Source organism: Rhizobium sp. ERR 942 (assembly GCF_007828395.1).
GTDB lineage: Bacteria > Pseudomonadota > Alphaproteobacteria > Rhizobiales > Rhizobiaceae > Rhizobium > Rhizobium dioscoreae.
In genome coordinates this window covers 579,251-601,687 of sequence record NZ_VIUA01000005.1, presented here as the reverse complement: position 1 = coordinate 601,687, position 22,437 = coordinate 579,251, and the positions used below count along the sequence as shown (strand labels likewise).

Annotated in this window: 23 protein-coding genes; 12 read left to right on the top strand and 11 right to left on the bottom strand. The window is 60.6% G+C overall.

The window, feature by feature from the left end; all coding sequences use genetic code 11:
- Positions 1-2: 2 nt before the first annotated feature.
- The 3 genes from gloB (at position 3) to FBZ97_RS22910 (ending at position 2,490) form a co-directional block, all read left to right on the top strand.
- Positions 3-773: a hydroxyacylglutathione hydrolase gene (gene gloB, locus FBZ97_RS22920; RefSeq protein ID WP_113421404.1), complete on the top strand. Its 771-nt coding sequence runs from the start codon at positions 3-5 to the stop codon at positions 771-773.
- A complete protein-coding gene (locus tag FBZ97_RS22915) occupies positions 773-1,198 on the top strand; it encodes a cupin domain-containing protein (RefSeq protein ID WP_113333931.1) in 426 nt (141 codons plus the stop codon). Before gloB ends, FBZ97_RS22915 begins: the two co-directional genes overlap by 1 nt.
- 134 nt (positions 1,199-1,332) lie before the next feature.
- Positions 1,333-2,490, top strand: coding sequence for an alpha/beta hydrolase-fold protein (locus FBZ97_RS22910; protein WP_113421386.1), 1,158 nt, complete (start codon positions 1,333-1,335; stop codon positions 2,488-2,490).
- Positions 2,491-2,511: 21 nt separating this feature from the next.
- Here FBZ97_RS22910 and FBZ97_RS22905 read toward each other — a convergent pair whose 3' ends face one another.
- Both FBZ97_RS22905 and FBZ97_RS22900 read right to left on the bottom strand, forming a co-directional pair.
- Complete coding sequence (locus FBZ97_RS22905; RefSeq protein WP_145322070.1) at positions 2,512-3,411, bottom strand: EamA family transporter; 900 nt, start codon at positions 3,409-3,411, stop codon at positions 2,512-2,514.
- 136 nt (positions 3,412-3,547) lie between these two features.
- Positions 3,548-4,324 (bottom strand): DUF3108 domain-containing protein, encoded by a 777-nt coding sequence (locus FBZ97_RS22900; protein ID WP_112336429.1) that lies wholly within the window; start codon positions 4,322-4,324, stop codon positions 3,548-3,550.
- 237 nt (positions 4,325-4,561) lie between these two features.
- On the opposite strand from FBZ97_RS22900, the gene rpmB reads away from it, so the two are divergent.
- Both rpmB and FBZ97_RS22890 read left to right on the top strand, forming a co-directional pair.
- Complete coding sequence (gene rpmB, locus FBZ97_RS22895; RefSeq protein ID WP_069612914.1) at positions 4,562-4,861, top strand: 50S ribosomal protein L28; 300 nt, start codon at positions 4,562-4,564, stop codon at positions 4,859-4,861.
- 117 nt (positions 4,862-4,978) lie between these two features.
- Positions 4,979-5,614, top strand: coding sequence for a queuosine precursor transporter (locus FBZ97_RS22890; protein ID WP_145322068.1), 636 nt, complete (start codon positions 4,979-4,981; stop codon positions 5,612-5,614).
- 98 nt (positions 5,615-5,712) lie between these two features.
- Here the strand turns inward: FBZ97_RS22890 and FBZ97_RS22885 are convergent, their stop codons facing one another.
- From FBZ97_RS22885 to FBZ97_RS22870, 4 genes are all read right to left on the bottom strand, one after another.
- Complete coding sequence (locus FBZ97_RS22885; RefSeq protein WP_145322114.1) at positions 5,713-6,708, bottom strand: esterase-like activity of phytase family protein; 996 nt, start codon at positions 6,706-6,708, stop codon at positions 5,713-5,715.
- Between the two features lie 110 nt (positions 6,709-6,818).
- Complete coding sequence (gene cobT / locus FBZ97_RS22880; protein WP_145322066.1) at positions 6,819-8,720, bottom strand: cobaltochelatase subunit CobT; 1,902 nt, start codon at positions 8,718-8,720, stop codon at positions 6,819-6,821.
- Between the two features lie 119 nt (positions 8,721-8,839).
- Positions 8,840-9,829: a cobaltochelatase subunit CobS gene (gene cobS, locus FBZ97_RS22875; RefSeq protein ID WP_095436016.1), complete on the bottom strand. Its 990-nt coding sequence runs from the start codon at positions 9,827-9,829 to the stop codon at positions 8,840-8,842.
- 309 nt (positions 9,830-10,138) lie between these two features.
- Positions 10,139-10,759 (bottom strand): J domain-containing protein, encoded by a 621-nt coding sequence (locus FBZ97_RS22870; RefSeq protein WP_069612909.1) that lies wholly within the window; start codon positions 10,757-10,759, stop codon positions 10,139-10,141.
- A 107-nt stretch (positions 10,760-10,866) separates the two neighbouring features.
- Here FBZ97_RS22870 and FBZ97_RS22865 point away from each other — a divergent pair, with 107 nt between their 5' ends.
- Positions 10,867-11,154: a BolA family protein gene (locus tag FBZ97_RS22865; protein ID WP_113333926.1), complete on the top strand. Its 288-nt coding sequence runs from the start codon at positions 10,867-10,869 to the stop codon at positions 11,152-11,154.
- 15 nt (positions 11,155-11,169) lie between these two features.
- Here FBZ97_RS22865 and FBZ97_RS22860 read toward each other — a convergent pair whose 3' ends face one another.
- Genes FBZ97_RS22860 through FBZ97_RS22850 form a run of 3 tightly spaced genes read right to left on the bottom strand, consistent with a single transcriptional unit; the run spans position 11,170 to position 14,200 of the window.
- On the bottom strand, positions 11,170-12,480 hold the full coding sequence (locus tag FBZ97_RS22860; RefSeq protein ID WP_113333925.1) for an HlyC/CorC family transporter: 1,311 nt from the start codon (positions 12,478-12,480) through the stop codon (positions 11,170-11,172).
- Positions 12,480-13,610 carry a 3-dehydroquinate synthase gene (gene aroB, locus FBZ97_RS22855; RefSeq protein ID WP_145322064.1) on the bottom strand — a complete coding sequence of 377 codons (1,131 nt, stop codon included), beginning with the start codon at positions 13,608-13,610 and terminating at the stop codon, positions 12,480-12,482. Before aroB ends, FBZ97_RS22860 begins: the two co-directional genes overlap by 1 nt.
- Positions 13,607-14,200, bottom strand: a complete 594-nt coding sequence (locus tag FBZ97_RS22850) for a shikimate kinase (RefSeq protein WP_069612905.1) — start codon at positions 14,198-14,200, stop codon at positions 13,607-13,609. The genes aroB and FBZ97_RS22850 overlap by 4 nt, the downstream gene beginning before the upstream one ends.
- Before the next feature lie 160 nt (positions 14,201-14,360).
- Between FBZ97_RS22850 and FBZ97_RS34510 the strand changes: the two genes are divergently transcribed.
- The 5 genes from FBZ97_RS34510 to FBZ97_RS22830 all read left to right on the top strand — a co-directional run bounded on the left by FBZ97_RS34510 (position 14,361) and on the right by FBZ97_RS22830 (position 18,301).
- Positions 14,361-14,528 (top strand): hypothetical protein, encoded by a 168-nt coding sequence (locus tag FBZ97_RS34510; RefSeq protein WP_167078112.1) that lies wholly within the window; start codon positions 14,361-14,363, stop codon positions 14,526-14,528.
- Positions 14,525-15,514, top strand: coding sequence for a site-specific tyrosine recombinase XerD (gene xerD, locus FBZ97_RS22845; protein ID WP_145322062.1), 990 nt, complete (start codon positions 14,525-14,527; stop codon positions 15,512-15,514). The genes FBZ97_RS34510 and xerD overlap by 4 nt, the downstream gene beginning before the upstream one ends.
- 63 nt (positions 15,515-15,577) lie before the next feature.
- Positions 15,578-16,531: an acetyl-CoA carboxylase carboxyltransferase subunit alpha gene (locus FBZ97_RS22840; RefSeq protein WP_145322060.1), complete on the top strand. Its 954-nt coding sequence runs from the start codon at positions 15,578-15,580 to the stop codon at positions 16,529-16,531.
- Positions 16,532-16,761: 230 nt separating this feature from the next.
- Positions 16,762-18,075 (top strand): L,D-transpeptidase family protein, encoded by a 1,314-nt coding sequence (locus tag FBZ97_RS22835; RefSeq protein ID WP_145322058.1) that lies wholly within the window; start codon positions 16,762-16,764, stop codon positions 18,073-18,075.
- A complete protein-coding gene (locus FBZ97_RS22830; RefSeq protein WP_113354234.1) occupies positions 18,068-18,301 on the top strand; it encodes a sulfurtransferase TusA family protein in 234 nt (77 codons plus the stop codon). The genes FBZ97_RS22835 and FBZ97_RS22830 overlap by 8 nt, the downstream gene beginning before the upstream one ends.
- A gap of 383 nt (positions 18,302-18,684) precedes the next feature.
- On the opposite strand, the gene FBZ97_RS22825 is transcribed toward FBZ97_RS22830, so the two are convergent.
- Both FBZ97_RS22825 and FBZ97_RS22820 read right to left on the bottom strand, forming a co-directional pair.
- The gene (locus tag FBZ97_RS22825) at positions 18,685-19,887 is read right to left on the bottom strand and encodes a GTP-binding protein (protein ID WP_145322056.1); all 1,203 of its coding nucleotides are present in this window, start codon (positions 19,885-19,887) and stop codon (positions 18,685-18,687) included.
- A 15-nt stretch (positions 19,888-19,902) separates the two neighbouring features.
- Positions 19,903-21,021, bottom strand: a complete 1,119-nt coding sequence (locus tag FBZ97_RS22820) for a D-alanyl-D-alanine carboxypeptidase family protein (RefSeq protein ID WP_183809896.1) — start codon at positions 21,019-21,021, stop codon at positions 19,903-19,905.
- Positions 21,022-21,264: 243 nt separating this feature from the next.
- Between FBZ97_RS22820 and FBZ97_RS22815 the strand changes: the two genes are divergently transcribed.
- Complete coding sequence (locus FBZ97_RS22815; protein ID WP_145322052.1) at positions 21,265-22,425, top strand: M20 aminoacylase family protein; 1,161 nt, start codon at positions 21,265-21,267, stop codon at positions 22,423-22,425.
- Positions 22,426-22,437 lie beyond the last annotated feature (12 nt).

The window sequence follows — 22,437 nt, the reverse complement described above, 5'->3', positions numbered from 1 at the left end:
TCATGAAACCATTGGAATTAGAGATTTTTATCTGCCGTTCCGACAATTACGGCGTCTTGGTCCATGATCCCGAAACCGGATTGACGGCATCGATCGACGCTCCGGAAGCAGATGCGATCCTGAAGGCCGCTGATCGTCGTGGCTGGACCATCAGCCATATCCTGACCACGCATCACCATACCGATCACGTCGAGGGCAACCTGGCGCTGAAGGAGCAGTTCGGCTGCGAGATCATCGGCCCGATCAACGAGGCCGTCGCCATTCCGGGCCTCGATCGCGCCGTCGCTGATGGGGATACGTTCGAGTTCGCCGGCCATACGGTCAATGTCATCGAAACGCCCGGGCATACCGCCGGCCATGTCTGCTATCATTTTGCCGACGACAAGCTGCTCTTTGCTGCCGATACGCTGTTTGCGCTCGGCTGCGGCCGCCTGTTCGAACGGCCGGCAGCGGATATGTGGGCCTCGCTGCAGAAGCTCGCCGTGCTGCCGGATGAAACAGCCGTCTATTTCGGCCATGAATATACGCTCTCCAACGCCCGCTTCGCACTGACCATCGATCCTGACAATGAGCGGCTGAAGGCGCGCGCCGCGGATATCGAAGCCTTGAGGGCGGAAGGCAAGTTCACCATCCCGACGACATTGGCGCTTGAGAAGGAAACGAACCCGTTCCTGCGCGCCGCCGATCCGGCAATCCGCCGCCATCTGCTGATGGAAAGCCGCAGCAACGAAGAAGTCTTCGCCGAGATCCGCAAGCGCAAGGACAATTTCTGATGCAGGCAAAAGAGATCATCGAAACGCTTTCCATGCAGCGGCATCCGGAAGGCGGCTGGTACGTGCAGACGTTTCGCGACGAGAACGGCGGCACGAGAGGCCACTCCACCGCCATCTACTATCTGCTGGAGGCGGGCGAGCGCTCGCACTGGCATCGGGTGCACGACGCCGCCGAGGTCTGGCACTACTATGCCGGCGCCCCCCTCGCTTTGCATCGCTCGGCCGACGGCAAGGCGAGTGAAAAACTCGTTCTCGGCATGGATCTGGCAAAGGGCGAGCGCCCGCAGGCGATCATTCCGGCCAACTGGTGGCAGTCGGCCGAAAGCCTCGGGCAATTCACGCTCGTCGGCTGTACGGTCGCACCCGGCTTCGAATTTTCGAGCTTCGAGATGGCGCCACCTGACTGGAAGCCGGCCTCAGACTGACCCTTTTCTACCTTTCATTGACATCACGCAGGATGCGGCCAGACAGCGCGCAGCGACGGTCTTGAAAAAGCGACGCGCTGTGTCAGCTTTACACGGGGAAAGTGAAAATTGATTCATCCGGAGGAGGTTTTTTCGTGCGTTTGTTGTTTCCTTTGCTCGTCGCAGCAGGCTGCGTCATGAGCGCCCCTGTCTTTGCCCTTGATGCTCCGGCCTCGCCGCCGGCCGACAAGCCACTGAAGAACTTCGTGACCGCGGTAGAGAAGGATGGGTCTATCACCTTCCGCCTCTATGCGCCGGCGGCAAAAGCGGTTTCGGTCACTTTGGGCTCGCGCGATCCCCTCGCCATGCAACGCAGCGACGATGGCACATGGAGCGCGAAGACGGAGGTGCTGAAGCCGAACCTCTACGAATATTACTTCAACGTCGACGGCTTCCGCAGCATCGACACCGGCACCAATGCGCCGAAGCCGCAACGGCAGGTCAATACCAGCCTGATCCTAGTGCCCGGCAGCATTCTTGATATCCGCAACGTGCCGCATGGCGACCTGCGGCTGGTGACCCTGCATTCCAAGGCGCTCGATTCGGAACGGCAGATGTATGTCTACACGCCGCCCGGCTACACCGATTCCTCCAAGCCGCTGCCGGTGCTCTACCTCTATCACGGCTTCGGCGATACCGTGGGGTCCTGGGTGCTCCAGGGCCGCGCGCCGCAGATCCTCGACAATCTCCTTGCCGAAAAGAAGATCGAGCCGATGATCGTCGTCATTCCGGATACGGAAACCGACGTGCCGAATGCGATCGCCGAAAACTTCCCCGCCGCCGATCGTCGCGCGAATTTCTATCCGGCCAATGCCGAGGCAGCCGATCGCGAGCTGACGGAAGACCTTATCCCCTACATGAAGAAGCATTATCGGGTGCGAAACGAGGCGAGCGGCCGCGCCGTTGCCGGCTTGTCGCAGGGCGGCTATCAGGCTCTCGTATCCGGCCTTTCACATCTGGATACCTTCGGCTGGGTCGCAACCTTCAGCGGCGTCAGCACGACGACCGTCCCGAACAAGACAGTCGATGCCGTGCTGAACGAACCGGAAAAGATCAACAAGGCGCTGCATAATTTCACAGTGACCGTCGGCAGCAAGGATCAGATCGTCGGCAAGGACGTAGCCGGCTTGAAGGCGACGCTCGACGCCAAGAAGATCAAGCACGAATACCATGAATACCCCGACCTCCAGCATGAGATGGATGTCTGGCGGCCGTCGCTCGCGGCCTTCCTGGAAAAAGTCTTCAAGAAATAAACGGCAGCGAGGGCGGCGGAGCTATTCCGCCGCTTCCGCCTGCGTCCGCACGACATCATCCCGGCGCAGGATCATGCGATGGGCGGCCAGCACCGCACCTCCCGTCACGAGCAGGCAGGCAAGCGCAATGCCCCAGCTCGGCTCGGCAAAACCGAACAGCGTCAGGATCAGCGTCGAGAGCAGCGGTGCGGCATAGCTTGCCGCGCCGAGGATCTGGATATCGCCGTTCTTGACGCCATAATCCCAGGCATAGAAGGCGGCTCCGACCGGAAAAAGGCCAAGGCCGAGAACGGCGATCCACTGGGAGATGCTCTCCGGCCAGATCGTCTCCTCCAGGCCAAGGTGGCAGAAAAAGGAGAGAATCGACGTGACCAGACAGAAGATGGTGACGACATCTGTGGAAACGGCCTCGAAGCGGCGCGTTATCAAGGAATAGCCCGACCAGGTGAAGGCACAGAGAAACGCCGCGCCATAGCCGACGGCATAGGCGCCTTCGAAATGAAAGCCGTTGCGGCCGACGATCAGAACCGTGCCCGCAAGCCCCATCAGTGCGCCGACAATATGATACCAGCGCAGCCGCTCACCTGGCAGCAATGCGGAGCCGACGACGATCAGCAATGGCCAGAGATAGGCAATCAGGCCCGCCTCCACCGCCGGCGCGTGACGCAATGCCGTGAAATAGAGAAAGTGGTAGCCGAACAAGCCGGCAATACCTGTGATCCAGACCTTGGCCGGCTCGCGCAGCAGCTGCAACCGCTCGGGCCTCAACAGAAGAACGATGATGCCCGGAATGCTGCCGATCGCAAAGCAGACGGCGAGCAGCTGGAAGGGTGGCATCTTGCCGGAGGCAACGGTCAAAAGCGCCAGAAACGACCACATCAGAATGGCTGAAAAGCCTGTCAACGTCGCGCGAAATTTCATCCCTGCCCCCAGCTTGTCGCCGCGGACGTCCCCAGCCCGCCAAAGCAATTCCACGAAAATGCACAGCAATTTTCGTGGAATTGCGTAGAAACAATGGCGAGAATCGTCAAGCGTTTCCGTGAAAACAGCAGCCGGTCTAGCTGCCGTATTTTACGGCCGTAATCGTCACCGTTCCGTATTGCGTCGGGATGCGGACGTAGACCGGGGCATAGACATTCATCGTATCCGCCTTGGCGAACCAGATCTCCATATTGTCGCTCTTGGCGAGGTAAAGATAATCCTTGCGGGTGCTCTTGTAGCCGCTCTTCGGCGTGAAGCGCACGCCACAGGCAATGGTCTTGCCCTTGAAGCCATCGGTCGAGAAAGGATGCGATCCCTTTGGCGACAGCTTCAGATCCATGCGCATCTCGCCATCGAAGACGGCCAGCGTCTGGTTGCAGAGGTTCAGGCTGGGCGTGATCGGGAAGATCATGCCCGATATCGGATCGAGCACGGACTTCAAGTCGCTTTCCGTGATGGGGACCCAGGTGTCCGGACGCTTCGGCTCGGGCGTGATCGTATTCGACGTCACATTGCCGTTGGTATAGGCGACATCATAGGTGCGCTCTTTCTTCCCGCTCTTGTAGAAGAGCGTGTAGTGGGTCGCCTGCAGCTTACTGTCGTTGACGACGCCGGTTACGTCGGTCTTCGCATCGATCGAGGTAACGAGATCCGCAAGGCCTGCCGAGGTGATGTCACCGCGAATGGTGAACTGTTTGCCGGTGACCTCGGTCTTGAAATCCGCCCTGGCGATCGGCAGGCCGGCCAGCGAAACGCGATAGCGCGTTTCATGCCGCAGCACGTCGGCCAGTGCCATCGACGGCATTGACGCGACGATCGCTGAAATAAGAAGCCACTTCCGAATTTGAACCATGATCAGGGCCTTCAACGAGGATCAGGCAAGTTATATAGTTGCTTTGCTCGCCTGCTGCGAGCGTCAGACAACAGCAGCTTTTTGACGGAATTGCGGGAAAACACAAGGTTTGGCTTGACGGGGCCAGCCTCTCTGACTATAGAACCGCAACTTTCCAATTATGGCCTGTTGGATTGCGCGCCGGGTTTTGCCCGGTATGTCTATCCGATGGCCGAGAAAAACAAAAGTAGGTGTACCATGTCCCGCATGTGCGAATTGACCGGCAAGGCCGTCCTCGTGGGCAACAACGTTAGCCACGCCAACAACAAGACCAAGCGTCGGTTCCTGCCGAACCTCTGCCAGGTCACGCTGATTTCCGACGTTCTCGGCCAGCGCTATCGCCTGCGCGTTTCCGCTGCAGCGCTGCGTTCGGTCGAGCATCGCGGTGGTCTGGACGCTTTCCTCTTGAAGGCAAGCGAAAACGAACTCAGCATGCGCGCTCGCCTGCTGCGTCGCCAGATCGTCAAGAAGTCCGCTGAAGCTGCCGTTGCTGCCTAAGCAGCGCTAGCATTTCGCGATTTCATACCGGCTAAGAGGCTTGCACGGATCATATCCGGACAAGCCTTTTTCCATGTCCGGTTTCTTTCAACTGGTGGCATCTCCCAGGATAAAAAAATGCTGACGATACGTCATACCCTTATCTACGTTCTGCTGATGACGCTGGTCGTCGTCGCTTCCAACATCCTCGTGCAGTATCCGCTGCAGGTCAGCTTCGCCGGCATCAATCTCGCGGATATCCTCACCTGGGGTGCCTTCACCTATCCAGTCGCCTTCCTCATCACCGATCTGACCAACCGCCAGTTCGGCCCCAAGGCCGCACGCAAGGTCGTCTTTGCCGGCTTCGTCGTCGGTGTCGCGCTGTCGTTCTACACGGCTCAGCCGCGCATCGCGATCGCCTCCGGTTCGGCCTATCTTGCCGGCCAGCTGCTCGACATCTCGGTCTTCAACCGCCTGCGCCGCATGGCCTGGTGGCGCGCGCCGCTGTTCGGTTCGCTCATCGGCTCGATGCTGGACACACTGATCTTCTTCTCCTTCGCCTTCGCGCCCTTCTTCGTCTTCTTCGGACCGAACGATCCCTTCGCGATCGATTGGGCTCCGATCCTCGGCGCTTTCTCCACCTCGGCTCCGCGCTGGGTATCCTGGGCGATCGGCGATTTCTCGGTCAAGGTGACCGTCGGCCTCGTGATGCTGCTGCCCTATGGCGCGCTGATGAACATGCTGAAGCCGATGCCGCAGGCGCCAACCGCCTGACAGCCGAATTGTCCGCTGCGCGACGCAGTATGGCGAGCGGCACCATTTTTTGACAAAGAAGGATGGCAGCGGCCGAGAACCAGACCGCTCGCCCGCTCTCAATTCTGGCTGACGATATTGTCATCATGCAGCTTGAACTCCAGCATCAGGCTGCGCTGCAGAATTGAATGGTTGTCATCCGAGATCATGACAAGATGCAGGGAGCCATCGGCAGCGTGGAAGACATCCAGGCCCTCCATATTGTCGATCTGATCTCCCGAGCCAGCCGCGAAAATCACCTTGCCGTCCACGACAGCGCCCGGCTTGATGTGAGCACCGACGATGCGGCGGATACGCACGCCGAGGCCATGGATCAGCCCGAAGCGCCGCTCCAGCAGCAATAGATCGCCATCAGGCAGAAAGACGCCGTCGCTGACATTGAAGCCGCCATGGCGCCTCACGGTGAAGCGCCCCTGAAGCGGCCCGTCCAGAACGGCGGCGAACAGATTACCCTGATCGTCCAGACTGTCTTCGGCGACGATGACAGCCCCGCCGGCAAGCGGGCTCGACTGCGGCGCGATCATCAGCGCCTCGAGGCTGCGATTAGACCGCAGTTCCCATCTCGGGATAGGAACGGGCATGCTGCCATCGGGCGGCGAAATTTCAAAGCCTGGATCGGGATAGGCATCGACGCGGTGATGTTGTTCATAGCTGACGAGGACGTGATTGCCGCGCAGCGCCAAGCCTTCGGCATCCATGACCCCATCGCCCGCATCCGTCTCGCCGAAGCGGTCGATCATAGGCGCAATCCGCGCATCGCTGATCCCCTTCAGCCGCCCCTCCTGGTCGCGTTCGATGGTGCCGGTGAACCAGTGGCCGGTATCCAGCACCGAAATGAAACGCCGCTGATCGTCATGAAAACGAATGGCCGAAACAGCGCCGAGAAGCGCATTATCCGAGCTGAACTCAAGACCGCCGAGAAATTCCAATGCGCCGAAGCGCGTTTGATCCGAGCCGCGTTTGAAGGTGGAAATGACCTTGGCCTGAATTGCCGCCTTGCCACGCTCGTCGGTGTCATTTCCGGAACCGCAGCCCGAAAGCAGGCCCGCGACCATCGCAATGAAACACACGGATTTCGCGGCAACCGGCCGGCGTCGCGAACCGGCGATCTCGTCCGAAAAAGACACCGGCCATAAGGCCGATGCCGATAAGCGCCACAGCGGGCTCAGCTGGCGCGGCGCATGCGCGAGCGCGGCATGCTCGTCTGATCCTCGAAAAGCGAGGCAAGCTGCTCTGTCATGGCGCCGGCCAGTTCGTCGGCATCGACGATGGTGACGGCGCGGCGATAGTAGCGCGTGACATCATGGCCAATACCGATGGCAAGCAATTCCACCGGCGAGCGCGTCTCGATCTGGTCGATCACGGCGCGCAGATGCCGTTCCAGATAATTGCCCGGGTTGACCGACAGCGTGGAATCATCGACCGGCGCACCATCCGAGATCATCATCAGGATGCGGCGTTGTTCACGGCGTCCGAGCAGGCGGTTATGCGCCCAGATCAGCGCTTCGCCGTCGATGTTTTCCTTGAGCAGGCCTTCGCGCATCATCAGCCCGAGGTTGCTGCGAGACCGTCGATAGGGCTCGTCCGCGGACTTGTAGATGATGTGGCGCAGGTCGTTCAACCGGCCCGGCGTTTGCGGCTTGCCGCTGGCGAGCCACTTCTCGCGCGCTTGGCCGCCCTTCCACGCCTTGGTGGTAAAGCCGAGAATCTCGACCTTCACACCGCAGCGCTCGAGCGTGCGGGCCAGAATATCGGCACAAGAGGCGGCAACCGTGATCGGACGACCGCGCATCGAGCCGGAATTGTCGATCAGCAGCGTCACCACCGTGTCGCGGAACTGCGTATCGCGCTCCATCTTGAAGGACAGCGCCTGCATCGGATCGATGATCAGCCGCGGCAGGCGTGCCGGATCGAGATAGCCCTCTTCCAGATCGAAGTCCCAGGAGCGATTCTGCTGCGCCATCAGACGGCGCTGCAGGCGGTTGGCGAGCCGGCCCACGGCACCCTGCAGATGGGCAAGCTGCTTGTCAAGGAAGGCACGCAGGCGCTCGAGTTCGGCCACGTCGCACAGCTCCTGCGCCGTCGTGGTCTCGTCGAACTCCTCCGTATAGACGTGGTAGTCGACCTTCTCGTTGAAATCGGCGAAAGGCGTGTTCGGACGACGGGTTTCGCCCGGCGTTTCCGAATCTTCCTCGCCCTCTTCGCTCATATCGTCGTCGGAGATCTCGCCGCCGTCTTCGGTCGCACCGTCTTCCATCTGCTCGTCGGAAGCTTCGCTATCCTCGGCTGGGGCGGCGTCGGCGCCTTCGTCTTCCTTGACGTCGTCGTCGTTCTGATCCTCGCCGCTCGGCTTGTCCTCTTCGCTCTGCTGATCCTCGCTGTCGGGTTCCGACTGCTCGTCGCCATACTCCTCGGCCATTTCCATGGCCGTCAGCATGTTGCGGACGACACGGGCGAAGCTCTGCTGGTCGTTGATGGCGGACAGCAGGTTATCGAGTTGACCGCCGGTCTTTTCCTCGATGAAGGGGCGCCAGAGATCGAGCACCTTGCCGGCAGTTTCCGGCGGCTTCTGGCCGGTCAGCTTCTCGCGCACGATCATCGCCATGGCTTCACCGATCGGCGCATCCTCGCGCCGTTCGATGCCGGAGAAATTCGCCTTGGCGTATTTCTCCGTATTCATGGAGTTGAGGTTGGCGGCAACACCGCTCATGCGCAGCGAGCCGATCGATTCGACACGCGCCTGCTCCACGGCATCGAAGATCGAGCGGGCGTCCGCGCCTTGCGGCGCCATGACGGCATGCACGCGGGCATCGTGACAGGCAAGCCGCAGGGCCATCGAATCGCCAAGGCCGCGCGTCACCGCGAGCTCATGGGCTGTCGGCCGCTTCGAAAGCTCCGGCAAGCGGATGCGCTCGCCGGTCATGCCCGGGCGTTCATTGGCAAAGGCCACCTCGACCTCGGCATCGCCGGCGATCGAGCGGACACAGCCGGTGATCGCCCGGCGCAACGGCTCCATGTCCACCGGGGCGCCCGGCTTCGCTTTGGAATTATCTCCGCGACCTGACATGATGTATCGGCTTTTCCCTAAAGCAATTCCAGGAAAAATGCATAGCATTTTTCTATCCGGAATTGCGTCAAAACAAAAAGATAGAACGTTTTCGCAATTCGAAGAAAAGCGGAAATGTTCTAGGCTTCGAGCACGATGTTGGCGGCACTTTCCTTCAGCTCGACGCCGAAGGCGCGCTGATAGTGCTCGGCGACCAGCGGTCGTTCCAGCTCATCACACTTGTTGAGGAAGGTGACGCGGAAGGCAAAGGCGACATCGCCGAAGATTTCCGCATTTTCGGCCCAGGTGATGACGGTACGCGGGCTCATGACGGTCGACAGATCGCCATTCATGAAGGCGGCGCGCGTCAGGTCGGCAACGCGGACCATCTTGGAGACGGTATCGCGGCCCTTGTCGTTGCGGAAGGACTTCACCTTCGCCAGCACGATATCGACTTCATTGTTGTGCGGCAGGTAGTTCAGCGTCGTCACGATCGACCAGCGGTCCATCTGCGCCTGGTTGATCTGCTGCGTACCGTGATAGAGGCCGGTCGTGTCGCCAAGACCGATGGTGTTGGCGGTTGCGAACAGGCGGAAGGCCGGGTGAGGACGGATGACGCGGCTCTGGTCGAGCAAGGTCAGACGGCCCGACGATTCCAGCACGCGCTGGATGACGAACATCACGTCCGGGCGGCCGGCGTCATATTCGTCGAAGACGAGCGCGACATTGTGCTGATAGGCCCAGGGCAGGATGCCGTCCTTGAATTCGGTGACCTGCAGGCCATCCTTGACGACGATCGCATCCTTGCCAACGAGATCGATACGGCTGACGTGGCTGTCGAGGTTGATGCGCACGCAAGGCCAGTTGAGGCGGGCGGCGACCTGCTCGATATGGGAGGACTTGCCGGTGCCGTGATAGCCCGAGATCATCACGCGGCGGTTATGAGCGAAGCCGGCGAGAATGGCGAGCGTGGTCTCGCGGTCGAAGAGATAGTCCGTGTCGAGATCGGGCACGTAGGCACTGCCCTGGCTGTAAGCAGGGACGCGGATGTCGGAATCAATGCCGAAGACTTCGCGGACCGAAACGGTGGTGTCGGGGATCTCGGAAATATCAAGGTCAATCTTGCTCATCATGTCTCCAGGGCGGGTGGCTCTCACCCTGCCATATCAAACTCAGCCGATTTATCCGAAACGCCGCAGCTTGTTGCCCGCATCCGTCCGGTCGGAACAGCGGCGATACTTCTCCGGGACTAAAGCAAAATCTCGGCGCGATAATATGATCGCTTGCGAGCATCCTTGAACAGAGTCCCCGGACAAGAAACGCCGCGTCCGGAAAGTTGACCGAGGTGCAGCCAGCCAAATGCGCACCCTGCCGCGGTTGCCCGCAGCTTCAGCCGATTTGGACCATACCTGATTGAAGGCGGAGAGCAAGGACGGGAATTAACAAAAACCGTTCTGCTTCAATAATTGATAGGCCTGAATCACTGCGCGGAAGCGCTCTTCCGAGCCGCGGTCGCCGCCATTGGCGTCGGGATGGTGCATTTTCACCAATTCCTTGTAGCGGCGCTTGATTTCCGGAGCCGAGGCATTGGCGCCGAGACCCATGGTGTCGAAGGCTTTCGCCTCCAGCGTTTTCAGCTTGCGCTGCTGCGGAAAACGCGGGCCGCGACCTTGGCCCTCGCCTTCCCTAACGAAGCCGAAGGGATCGCGAACGCGGGAATAAGCGCCCGAGCGGATATCGGAATGAAGCGGGCTGTTCCTGGCAGCCTTGTTCACGCCCACGGTCCAGGTCGGACGGTGGCCGGTGATGGCTTCCTTCTGATAGCGCGCGATTTCCCCGTCCGAGAGGCCGGAGAAATAATTGTAGCCCTTATTGTATTCCTTGACGTGCTCGAAGCAGAACAAAAAGAACTGCCCTTCAGCATTGCGCCCCACCGGGGCGCGATGCGTACCGTGCTTGTCGCAGCCGTCCCACTGGCACGTCGGCGGACCCTGTTCGGGCTCCTGCGCGCGCTTGCGGCGGGTGCGGATGCGATCGAAATATTTTGAATCAAGTCTCATGGCGTCCTAATTATGGGGCCTTGGATACCCCACAACAAGAATTGACAAACAGGAATGTTATAGGCTTTGTGGGAGCCTTTTTTCGCAAGCGAGGTCGACGCGGGAATATGGAAACGACACTGCAATCCCGCATTGAGCGGAAGCTCACCGACGCCTTCGCGCCCGAGCGCCTTGCCGTCATCAACGAGAGCCACCTGCATGCGGGTCATCAACCCGACATGACCGGGACCGGCGAAACTCATATAAGAGTTCGCATCGTGTCCGCCAAGTTTTCCGGCATGCCCCGCCTCGCGCGCCACAGGGCGATCAACGAGTTATTGAAGCCGGAACTGGAGGCGGGGCTGCACGCGCTGGCGGTAGAGCCGGCAGCTCCGGGAGAGACGGTGCGCTGGTAGGGCGCTGGGGACGCCTTAAGCCGGCTTCGCCTCTTCCGACTCCGCGGGACGGATGCGCAGCTTGGTGATGCGGTTCTTTTCGCGCTTCATGACGATGAAGCGCTTGCCGTAGAACGTGAAGGCCTGCCGCTCTTCGGGGATGGTCATCGATTCGTGGATGACGAGGCCGGCAATCGTCGTCGCCTCTTCGTCGGGCAAATCCCAGTCGAGCGCGCGGTTCAGGTCGCGAATCGGCACGACGCCGTCGACCACGATCGAGCCGTCGGCCTCCTGCCGCACGCCCTGGATATCCAGATCGTGCTCATCGGCGATGTCGCCAACGATCTCTTCCAGAATATCCTCCAGCGTGACGATGCCCTGCACCTCGCCATATTCGTCGACGACGACGGCGAAATGCTGCTTGCGACGCAGGAAGGCGTTGAGCTGGTCCTCAAGATTGGTGCTGTCGGGCACGAACCAGGGCTTTTGCGCGATCTTGACGATATCGAGATTTTCCGGCTCGACATTGCGTTCCGCCAGCGCCCGCAGCAGATCCTTGGCATGCACGACGCCGATGATGTTGTCGATGGTGCCGCGCCAGAGCGGCATGCGCGTATACGGACTGTCGAGGATCGCACGCACGACCACTTCTGGCGGATCATCGGCATTGATGGCGCGCATTGCCGTGCGGTGAACCATGATGTCTGACAGTTCCAGCTCGCCGAGATCGAGAACGCCGCCCAAACGGTCGCGGTCGGCCTTGACCACGGAACCCTCGCGGTGGAGCAGATCCACGGCGCCGCGCAACTCCTCGTGCGCCGACAGCATCGACACTTCCCGCGAGAGATTGACGCCGAAAATGCCCAGGATCTGGCGCACGATGGCATTGACGACGCTCGACACAGGCCCAACGACGATGACGAAAAGGCGTATCGCACTGGCGACATTCAGCGCGAAGCGATCCGGCGTCGCAATGGCCCAGCTCTTCGGCAGAACCTCCGCGAAAATGACGAGAATGACGGTCATGGCGGCAGTGGCGATCGCCACGCCGGAATTGCCGAACAGACCCAGGAACACGCTGGTCGCAAGCGAGGACGACAGAATATTGGCGAGATTGTTGCCGATCAGCAGCGCGCCGATCAATCGGTCGCGACGCTCTATCAAGAGCCGCACGATGCCGGCCCGTCTGTCTCCGTTGGCTTCCAATGTATGGATACGGCTGCGCGAAGCCGCCGTCAGCGCCGTCTCCGAGCCGGCAAAGAAGGCAGAAAGCAGCACCAAGGCCACGATCGATATAATCTCGGGCCAATATTCCCACAAAACAGCCAGCGTGCCCTCGACGGTCATCAGGGATGTTTTTCCTTCAGGAAACTCAGGACTTCGGAAGACGGTACATCGTCCGCAACGAAGGACTGACCGATGCCACGCGTGAGGATGAAGGTGAGCTTGCCGCTCTTGACCTTCTTGTCCTGCGCGATCGCATCCATCAGCGCTTCGGCCGGCGGCAGCTCGCCCGGAATATCGCCCATCCGCGTTGGCAGGCCCACGGCCTTCAAATGCGCCTCGACACGTTTGGCATCATCCGGGCTTGCCAGATTGAGGCGCGCGGAAAATTCATGCGCCAGCACCATGCCGATCGCAACACCCTCGCCATGCACCAGCCGGCGGCTGTCATAGGCAGTGGCGGCTTCCAGCGCGTGGCCGAAGGTATGGCCGAGATTGAGCAGCGCGCGAGGGCCGTTTTCGCGTTCGTCGGCAACGACGACATCGGACTTTGCCTGGCAGCTGGCGGCAATCGCCTCGATGCGAGCGGCACCACCTGAGAAGACATCCTTCCAATTGGCTTCCAGCCAGGCGAAGAAATCCGGCTTGTCGATCAGGCCATATTTGGCGACTTCGGCATAGCCGGCGCGAAATTCGCGCTCGCTCAGCGTATTCAGCACATCGGTATCGGCGAGCACGAGATCAGGCTGATGGAAGACGCCGACGAGGTTCTTGCCATGATGGGTATTGATGCCGGTCTTACCGCCGACGGACGAATCCACTTGCGACAGAAGCGAGGTCGGCACCTGGACGAAACGAACGCCGCGGCGCACGATGCCGGCAGCAAAGCCGGAGAGATCGCCGATGACGCCACCGCCAAGTGCGATCACCGCATCGTTGCGCTCCACACGCGCCGTCAGCACCGCATCGCAAACGGTAATCAGATGCTCGAAACTTTTTGTCTTTTCACCGGCGGGCAAAACGAGGCTGGAAGCCTGGATACCGGCCGCTTCAAGGCTCGCAACCAAAGCATCGAGGTAAAGCGGCGCGACATTTTCATCGGTGATGACGGCGGCCTTGCGCCCCTTCAGCCGGGCTGCGATCTCTTGGCCCGCACGCGCGATCAGGCCGGGGCCGATCAGGATGTCATAGGCACGCTCGCCGAGAGGCACGCGCACGAGACGCTCAGCGGAGGCCGGTATGATCGCATTCATGGTATTCTGCTTTCTGCTTTCTTTCCCTCGGCAATCGCAGCAAGGACTTCCCTGACCATGATATCCTTGCTTACGTCGCGGGAGAGAACCGTGATATCGGCTTCCGCATAGATCGGATAGCGCGCATTCATCAGGTTCTCGAGGGTCTGTTTCGGATTCTCGGTCTTCAGCAACGGCCGTGTGTCGCGCTTGTTGACGCGGTCCCACAAGACGTCGAGGTCGGCCTTCAGCCAGACGGAAAGGCTGCCGCGCTTGACGTGCAGGCGCGTGCTTTCGTTGATGAATGCGCCGCCGCCGGTCGAGACGACACGCGGGCCGCCCTTGAGCAGCCGCTTGATGACACGCGTTTCCAGCGCCCGGAACTCCTGCTCGCCATAGGCGGCAAACAGTTCGGCGATCGTCATGCGCGACACGCGCTCAATCTCGATATCCGTATCGACGAAGGGAAGGCCGAGCTGCTGCGCGACTGGCCGGCCGATCGAGGATTTTCCTGCTCCCATCAATCCTACGAAGACGAGATTGCGCTGACCGAGCGCAGCACGCGCCCTGTCTTTAAGGCTCTCGGCAAGGGTCAGGACTTGTTCACTCATCGGCCCATTCACAATTTCTTTGGAAACGGTATCGTCAAATGCACCGGTAGCGTCAAGACGCCGCTATCGTAAACATGTCTGCAATATCCTTCAGCTAACCCTTGAAGGACATAATTATTGCGCATCGCCGCGCCAATGAACGGCGAAGGAGAGTTCTCGAATGCCAACCCTATTTCGCTTCCTTGTCATCTGCGCGGTCATCGCCGGATCGATATATGGAGCGATGTGGGCTCTGGTGCTCTTCGTCGATCCCCAGCCACGTGATGTGACGATCCGCATTGCCCCCGAACGCCTCAATCCTCCGACGACAGGCTCGCTGAAACCATGAGCGCGCAAGCCGAAAATATACGAGCGGGCAAGAGAGATCTGGGGCGAGTGCATCTGGAAGCCTTTCTGGAAATGATGAGCGCCGAGCGGGGTGCTGCCGTCAACACGCTGCAATCCTACGAGCGCGATCTCGACGATCTCCATTCATTCCTATCCGGGCAAGGAGTTCGTCTGACGGAGGCCAGCTCCAGCGACCTGGGAGCCTATCTTTCCAGTCTGTCGAGCCAGGGCTTCAAACCGTCCTCGCAGGCACGCCGGCTCTCTGCCATGCGGCAATTCTATAAGTTCCTCTATGCTGAAGGTCTGCGCACAGACGACCCGACGGGGATCCTCGATGCTCCCAAGAAGGGCCGCGCCCTTCCGAAGACGATGGGCGTCGACGAAGTGACGAGGCTTCTGAGCCAGGCTGAGGAGGAGGCCGCGGCCGACGGACCGGACCGGCTGCAGCGCCTGCGCATGCTGGTGCTCCTGGAAATGCTCTATGCCACCGGCATGCGTGTAAGCGAGCTCATCTCTCTGCCGGCGAAGGTGCTGGATCAGGAAGGCCGCTTCCTGATGATCCGCGGCAAAGGCAACAAGGAGCGGCTGGTACCGCTGTCGCAGTCGGCCATTTCGGCGCTGAAAAGCTATGGGCGGCTGCAGGCCGAGATTGCGGCAAACGCCAAGAACCCTGCCACCGAAAGTCCGTGGCTTTTCCCCGCCGCGTCCAGGCAGGGCTATCTGCCGCGTCAGGTTTTTGCGCGCGATCTCAAGGACCTTGCCATTCGGGCGGGCCTGACGCCTTCGATGATTTCACCGCATGTGATGCGCCATGCCTTCGCGAGCCATCTTCTCGCCAACGGCGCGGACCTGCGCGTCGTGCAGGAACTTCTCGGCCATTCGGACATTTCGACGACGCAAATCTACACACATGTGCTGGAAGAACGCCTTCATCAGCTGGTCCAAATGCATCACCCCCTTGCCAAACAGGCAAAAAAACAGGATTAGGACCGGCACACAGGCTGAAGCCGCCATCTCTCGTCACGGGCAAAAGGATCGGAAACGCACCTCATGCACAATTATCTGGACTTCGAAAAACCCATCTCGGATCTCGAAGGCAAGATTCACGAGCTCAAGAAACTGGCGAGCGAAGACGAAAGCATCGACACGTCCGAGGAAGTCGGGCGGCTTGAAATCCGCGTCCGCGAGGCGATGGCTGACATCTATTCCAAACTCAACGCCTGGCAGAAGACGCAGGTCGCCCGCCACCCGCAGCGCCCGCATTTCGTCGATTATGCCAGTACGCTGTTTACGGAATTCACACCGCTGGCCGGCGATCGCCAATTCTCCGAGGATGCCGCGATCCAGGCAGGTTTTGCCCGCTTCCGCGGCCAGCCGGTCGCCCTCATCGGCCAGGAAAAAGGCAACGACACCAAGAGCCGCCTGAAGCACAATTTCGGCAGCGCCCGGCCGGAAGGCTATCGCAAGGCGATCCGTATCCTCGAAATGGCCGACCGCTTCCAGTTGCCCGTCATCACGCTGGTCGACACCGCCGGTGCCTATCCGGGCGTTGGCGCCGAAGAACGCGGTCAGGCCGAAGCGATCGCCCGCTCGACCGAGATGTGTCTCGGCGTGAAGGTGCCGATCATCTCCATCGTTATCGGCGAAGGCGGTTCCGGCGGCGCCATCGCGATTGCCGTCGGCAACCGCGTCTATATGCTCGAACACTCGATCTACAGCGTGATTTCGCCCGAAGGTGCGGCATCAATCTTGTGGCGCGATTCAACGCGCGCCAAGGAAGCAGCAACCAACATGAAGATAACGGCCGATGATCTGAAAAGCCTCGGCGTGATCGACGGCATCATCTCCGAGCCCGTCGGCGGCGCGCATCGCGATCCGAACGCGGTGATAAGCTCGGCCGGCGAGACGATTGCGACCGCACTTGCAGAGCTTTCCAGCCGTTCGGGCGAACAATTGCGCAGCGACCGCCGCCAGAAATTCCTCAACATCGGTCGCAATCTCTAAGCAGCATTCGGAAAAAGTGATCGCTGAAAGCGGGAATGAGGCCAAACCTTGGCCACATTTCCGTTATCGAAGCTTTTATGGCAAAGAAAAGCTTGCCGACGCGCTGCAGGCACGTCATAGGCTGGTAAGGAATTTTCAAGTATAAGCCATCTATGATTCCGTTTCATGCTTCGAGGGGAGTGGCGAAACAGATCGAGCTGCCACTCTTCGCATTTATGGACCAGGTCAGAATGCGCATTCGTCACCTTGCCTATGTTTCCCTGATGGCGCTGGCACTCGCCGGCTGCAACGACGCGCTGGATACCGCGTCGATCGACCTGTCGAAGGTGAAGAACAAGGTCGAACAGCCGCTTCCAAGCCATATCCTCGCCGACATGGCCAAGAAGGGCATGGACCGCAACTCGCCGATCATGATCCGCATCTTCAAGGAAGAAGGCGTGATGGAGATCCTGAAGGCGAACCAGAACAACCGTTTCGAAGTCATCGCGGATTACAAGATCTGCGCCTGGTCCGGCCGTCTAGGCCCGAAGGTGAAGGAAGGCGACCGGCAGGCGCCGGAAGGCTTCTACATGCTGACGCCGGCCAACCTGAACCCGAATTCGAAATACTATCTCGCCATCAACACTGGCTTCCCGAACCGCTACGATGCAGCCAATGGCCGCACCGGCAACAATCTGATGATCCACGGCGCCTGCTCGTCGTCCGGCTGCTATTCCATGACCGACCAGCAGGTGCTGGAGATCTATGCCTTCGCGCGCGACGCCTTCAAGGGCGGCCAGAAGGCCGTTCAGCTCGAAGCCTTCCCCTTCCGCATGACGGCGGAAAACATGTGGAAGCATCGCCTCAGCCCCAATATCGAATTCTGGAAGATGCTGAAGGTTGGCTACGACAATTTCGAAGTCACCAAGCGCCCGCCCGAGGTCGAGGTCTGCGAGAAGAAATACGTCTTCAACCAGCAGGCCAGCGGCCCGTTCAACGCCAGCGGCAAATGCCCCGTCATGACCACGCCGCCTGCCTTGCAGATGGCGCTTGCGACCTATGATAAGCAGTATCAGGCCGACTATGCCGCTGCCTCGAAGAAGTTCGACGGCATGGCCTGGTACGACCCGACCGAAGCCGAGCGCAAGGCCGTCGTCGCCAAGCAGCGCAAGGGCCACGATATCGCCTATGCTCCCACAGGCACCGCCCTTGCCGCCGGCAAGATGATGAAGGTCGCCGATCTCGAATCGATGATGGCGAACCAGTCGGCCCAGCAGATCGCGCGCGGTGGCACGGCAGTAAGCCCGACGGGCAACCCGACGACGGCAAGCATTCGCGTGGCTACGGCAAGTCCTGCGACAGGTGCTCCGATGGCACCTGCGCAGCAGCCCGCGGTCGGCCCCGTCATTGCGGCCAATGTTCCGGCAAATGTGCCGATCCCGACGGCAAACCCCATGAACCCCAGCCTCAACGCGCTCGCCTACGCGCCTGCGCCTCCTGTCGAGACCGCGCAGACCGAGGCCAAGAAACCGCCTTTCTGGAAGTTCTGGGCCAAGAGTGAATAGTCCGGATACCGAGATCTACGATCTGCGCGGCCTGAAATGCCCCTATCCGGCGATCAAGACGGAGAAGCGTCTGCGCGGCATGGCAAGCGGCGCGACCTTGACCGTGGAAACCACGGATCCGCTCGCCGTCATCGACATCCCGCATCTCTGCAACGAGAAGGGCCACACGCTTCTCGTGAACGAGAAGACGGATGGCGGCCATCGCTTCGTGATTCGCAAGGGCTGACCATTTGCACAGCCAGAGCCATCCACATGATTCGAGGGTCGCTGCGCTCCCGCCTCAAGACAGGCCGCTTGCATATGGCATGCGAGTGCCACGGATTCCTTCTCCCCTCGGGGAGCAGGGCTATCGCATATGGAGGCGGACGAGCGCCGTAAGCTCCTTCTCCCCTTGGGGAGAAGGTGGCCCGAAGGGTCGGATGAGGGGGTTATCGATTTGAATTCATGGATTTTGGTGGTCTTGGCAGGCACCCCCTCATCCGCCTGGCGGCACCTTCTCCCCGCTGGGGAGAAGGGGTTGCGTGGCGACCATCTCATATCCGATTAGCTTGGCCTTCACCCTGAGCCCGTCGAAGGGAGCGGCGGGTTGCCAAATCTCAAAGGCTGAAACTAGAACCGCATCCCCGGCACGGCCAACGGATTGTCCTCCAGCGCCGCTCTGTCAGGCGTATCGACGCGCGGCTTGCTGAGGAAGGCGTCGAACAGGCCCTTCACGAAATCTTCCGGCAAATCCTTCGTGATGATGACCATGCGCGTGCGGCGGTCTTCGGGATCGGGCCATGCCGGCAGGCGCACCGGCGCATGAAAGATATTCTGCACGCCATGCAGCACGACAGGGCGTTCCGGCCGATCCGACACTGCAACGATCGCCTTCATGCGCAGGAGCTTTTCGCCATGCGCCGAACGCAGCAGATCGATGAACATTTCGAGCGCCATCGGATCGATAGGCTGAGTCTCGACGATCGAGAACGACCGGATCGAGCTGTCATGCCGCGTGACGTCATGGGCGTGCTGATGCCGGTGGCCGTGGTGGTGCCCATGATGGTGATGGTGGTGTCCATGATCGCCATGATGATGGTCATGATCATGGTCGTGGTGATCGTGCTCATCATGGTGATGATGATCGTCGTCCGCTTCCAGCTCGTCCTGCAGCCAGCGGCCGACATCGGCGATCTTTGAAGCCGGGTCGTAAAGGCCGTTGACCAGAATGGCGGCGCGGCCGGCCTCGTCGCTATCGGCATTCAGGATCTGCGCGCGCGGATTGAGCGCCCTCAGCCTGCTCTCCAGCTGCGCTTCCGGCACGGCGCCGGCAATCCCCGTCTTGGACACGATCAGCCGGTCGGCGACCGCCACCTGCTTGCGCGCTTCTTCGTGATTGTCGAGCGTCTGCAGCCCGTTGACCGCATCGACGACGGTAATGACGCCATCGAGGTCGAAATTGTTGGCGATGACCGGATTGCCCATGATCGACTGCATGACGGGAGCAGGATCGGCAAGGCCGGTCGTTTCGATGACGACGCGCTTCAGCGGCCGGATGCGGCCGGTCTGCATCGCGTCCATCAGGTTCGCCAGCGTATCCACCAACTCGCCGCGCACCGTGCAGCACAGGCAGCCATCGGAAAGCTCGATGATGGAATCGCCGGAGCTTTCCACCAGCAGATGATCGATACCGACATCGCCGAACTCGTTGATGATGACGGCCGCATCGCGCATGGCCTCATCCTTGAGGATGCGGTTGAGCAGGGTCGATTTACCCGCACCGAGGAAGCCGGTCAGGATGGCAACCGGCACTCTTTGCTGCGAAACGCTCATGATTCCTGTCCGATATTAGAAAGTGGGCCGCGGCATCGGGACCGGCACATTGGACGCGCTGCCGGAGATCGCGATCTTGTTGTCCCTGGTCGCCTTGTCGCCTCTGGCCGTGACATCGTCCTTGTCGCTCTTGGCGGCCGTCGCGATATCCTGGCCGCCGATCAGACCGGCATAGACGAAATTGGGCTCGTGATCCATTTCGTGGATATAGGGCGACTGTACCTTGGTACGGCCGAACGGATCGCGGGTTTCGCTGCGCGCCTGCGCGCCCTTGGTGCTGCAGATGTCGGCCGTGACATCGGCGACATCGGCCGCAAGCGGCGCGTCGGGTCTCAAGGTTGCGAGCGTGTCGCGGGTGGAAAGCTGGTTCTGGAAGCCTTTTTCCAGGAGATTGGCGGAATCGTCGGCGCGTGCCGCCAGGCTGTCGGTGCCGAGAACGACCGAGATCAGCGTACGGCCGTTGCGGGTTGCCGAGGCGATCTGGTTGAAGCCGGCAGCGCAGATGAAGCCGGTCTTCATGCCGTCGGCGCCGTCGAAACGGCCGATGAGCATGTTGATGTTCGGCACCTGCTTAACGCCGTTGGTGAAGCCCTCGAGCGAGAAATAGCCGGCATATTGCGGGAACTCGCGGCGCAGCGCCACGCTGAGAATGGCAAGATCGCGCGCCGTCGTATACTGTCCCTTGCCGGGCAGACCGTTAGGATTGATGAAATGCGAGTCGCGCATGCCGAGGCGCGCGGCTTCCGCATTCATCCGCGCCACGAAGCCCTGCTGCGAACCGCCGACCGTCTCGGCCACAGCCATGGCAAGATCGTTTGCCGATTTGACCAGCATCATCTTCAAGGCGTTGTCGAGCGTCATCTTCTGGCCCGGCTTGAAGTACATCTTCGCCGGCGGCTGTGCGGCAGCAAGCTTCGACATGACGACGGGTGTATCGAGCCGGATCTGACCGGACTGGATGGCCCGGAAGGTCACATAGGTCGTCATCAGCTTCGTGAGCGAGGCCGGATACCAGCGGCGAAACGCCTCCTGCTGGTCGAGAACACGTCCGGTGCTGACATCGACGAGAATATGCGGATTGGCTCCGGCCGTTTGCGCGGTCGACAGGAAAAGCATGGATGCTGCTGCGGCCATAGGAACGAGCCGCAGGGCGGCATACAAACGATTCTGCTTCGTCGGCACGATCTATCCTTCAGAAGTCCGGAATTTTCTCGAAAGCTTCGTCTATTTAACCTATATGGCTAGGAGAAGGCAAAGGCGATTGACGACTTTATTTCCCGATGGCACGCCGCCAACGCCGCGATAAGCTAGCCAAGGCTGTGCCAAGGACCCGCAGGTTGAACCAGAATCGATATTGAGCAGCAGGAAAATCAGCATATGCCGATCTTGAACAGAGCCGCAGAACTCCAGGGCGAAGTGACCGAGTGGCGCCGCCATATCCATGCGCATCCCGAACTCCTCTATGCGGTCGAGAATACGGCCGCCTTCGTGGCCGAGAAACTGCGCGCCTTCGGCGTCGACGAGGTGGTGACCGGCATCGGCCGCACCGGCGTCGTCGGCCTGATCCGCGGCAAGGGCGAGGGCCGCACGATCGGCTTGCGCGCCGACATGGATGCCCTGCCCCTCACCGAAATCACCGGCAAGCCCTATGCCTCCCGGACTCCCGGCAAGATGCATGCCTGTGGCCATGACGGCCACACCGCCATGCTGCTGGGGGCTGCGAAATACCTCGCCGAGAACCGCAATTTCAACGGCAACATCGCCGTCATCTTCCAGCCGGCCGAAGAAGGCGGCGCCGGCGGCGACGCCATGGTCAAGGACGGCATGATGGAGCGCTTCCAGATCGCCGAGGTCTATGGCATGCACAATATGCCGGGGCTGCCGGTCGGCCACTTCGCCATCCGCAAGGGTGCGATCATGGCGGCGACGGATGAATTCACGGTCTCCATCAAAGGCGTCGGCGGCCACGCCGCCATGCCACACAGAACGATCGATCCGATCGCCATCGGCGCGCAGATCGTCTCCAATTTGCAGCTCATCGCCTCGCGCAGCGCCGATCCGCTGAAATCGGTTGTTGTCTCCGTCACGACATTCAACGCCGGCAATGCCCACAACGTCATCCCCAAGGATGCGAGCTTCACCGGCACAGTGCGCACGCTCGATCCCGAAATGCGCGACCTTGCTGAGCAGCGCTTCAAGCAGATCGTGACAGGCATTGCCGCAAGCCATGGTGGGGAAGCCGAGATCGAATTCCACCGCAACTATCCGGTCACCTTCAACCACGCCGACGAGACCGATTACGCGATTGCGGTGGCCGAGGAAATCGCCGGTGCAGGCAATGTCATCCCGAACATCGACCCGATGATGGGCGGCGAAGATTTCTCCTACATGCTGCTCGCCCGCCCCGGCGCCTTCATCTTCGTCGGCAACGGCGACAGCGCCGGCCTGCATAACCCGGCCTACGACTTCAACGACGAAGCCATCGCCCACGGCATTTCCTACTGGGTACGCCTCGCCGAACAGCGCCTCAACGCCTGAGGCCTGCCTCGA

Excerpts from the sequence above, each read along its gene's own strand:
- gloB (WP_113421404.1), top strand. The coding sequence starts at position 3 with ATGAAACCATTGGAATTAGAGATTTTTATCTGCCGTTCCGACAATTAC.
- FBZ97_RS22915 (WP_113333931.1), top strand. The coding sequence starts at position 773 with ATGCAGGCAAAAGAGATCATCGAAACGCTTTCCATGCAGCGGCATCCG.
- FBZ97_RS22905 (WP_145322070.1), bottom strand. The coding sequence starts at position 3,411 with ATGAAATTTCGCGCGACGTTGACAGGCTTTTCAGCCATTCTGATGTGG.
- FBZ97_RS22900 (WP_112336429.1), bottom strand. The coding sequence starts at position 4,324 with ATGGTTCAAATTCGGAAGTGGCTTCTTATTTCAGCGATCGTCGCGTCA.
- rpmB (WP_069612914.1), top strand. The coding sequence starts at position 4,562 with ATGTCCCGCATGTGCGAATTGACCGGCAAGGCCGTCCTCGTGGGCAAC.
- FBZ97_RS22890 (WP_145322068.1), top strand. The coding sequence starts at position 4,979 with ATGCTGACGATACGTCATACCCTTATCTACGTTCTGCTGATGACGCTG.
- FBZ97_RS22885 (WP_145322114.1), bottom strand. The coding sequence starts at position 6,708 with ATGGTCGCGGGCCTGCTTTCGGGCTGCGGTTCCGGAAATGACACCGAC.
- cobT (WP_145322066.1), bottom strand. The coding sequence starts at position 8,720 with ATGTCAGGTCGCGGAGATAATTCCAAAGCGAAGCCGGGCGCCCCGGTG.
- cobS (WP_095436016.1), bottom strand. The coding sequence starts at position 9,829 with ATGAGCAAGATTGACCTTGATATTTCCGAGATCCCCGACACCACCGTT.
- FBZ97_RS22870 (WP_069612909.1), bottom strand. The coding sequence starts at position 10,759 with ATGAGACTTGATTCAAAATATTTCGATCGCATCCGCACCCGCCGCAAG.
- FBZ97_RS22865 (WP_113333926.1), top strand. The coding sequence starts at position 10,867 with ATGGAAACGACACTGCAATCCCGCATTGAGCGGAAGCTCACCGACGCC.
- FBZ97_RS22860 (WP_113333925.1), bottom strand. The coding sequence starts at position 12,480 with ATGACCGTCGAGGGCACGCTGGCTGTTTTGTGGGAATATTGGCCCGAG.
- aroB (WP_145322064.1), bottom strand. The coding sequence starts at position 13,610 with ATGAATGCGATCATACCGGCCTCCGCTGAGCGTCTCGTGCGCGTGCCT.
- FBZ97_RS22850 (WP_069612905.1), bottom strand. The coding sequence starts at position 14,200 with ATGAGTGAACAAGTCCTGACCCTTGCCGAGAGCCTTAAAGACAGGGCG.
- FBZ97_RS34510 (WP_167078112.1), top strand. The coding sequence starts at position 14,361 with ATGCCAACCCTATTTCGCTTCCTTGTCATCTGCGCGGTCATCGCCGGA.
- xerD (WP_145322062.1), top strand. The coding sequence starts at position 14,525 with ATGAGCGCGCAAGCCGAAAATATACGAGCGGGCAAGAGAGATCTGGGG.
- FBZ97_RS22840 (WP_145322060.1), top strand. The coding sequence starts at position 15,578 with ATGCACAATTATCTGGACTTCGAAAAACCCATCTCGGATCTCGAAGGC.
- FBZ97_RS22835 (WP_145322058.1), top strand. The coding sequence starts at position 16,762 with ATGCGCATTCGTCACCTTGCCTATGTTTCCCTGATGGCGCTGGCACTC.
- FBZ97_RS22825 (WP_145322056.1), bottom strand. The coding sequence starts at position 19,887 with ATGAGCGTTTCGCAGCAAAGAGTGCCGGTTGCCATCCTGACCGGCTTC.
- FBZ97_RS22820 (WP_183809896.1), bottom strand. The coding sequence starts at position 21,021 with ATGGCCGCAGCAGCATCCATGCTTTTCCTGTCGACCGCGCAAACGGCC.
- FBZ97_RS22815 (WP_145322052.1), top strand. The coding sequence starts at position 21,265 with ATGCCGATCTTGAACAGAGCCGCAGAACTCCAGGGCGAAGTGACCGAG.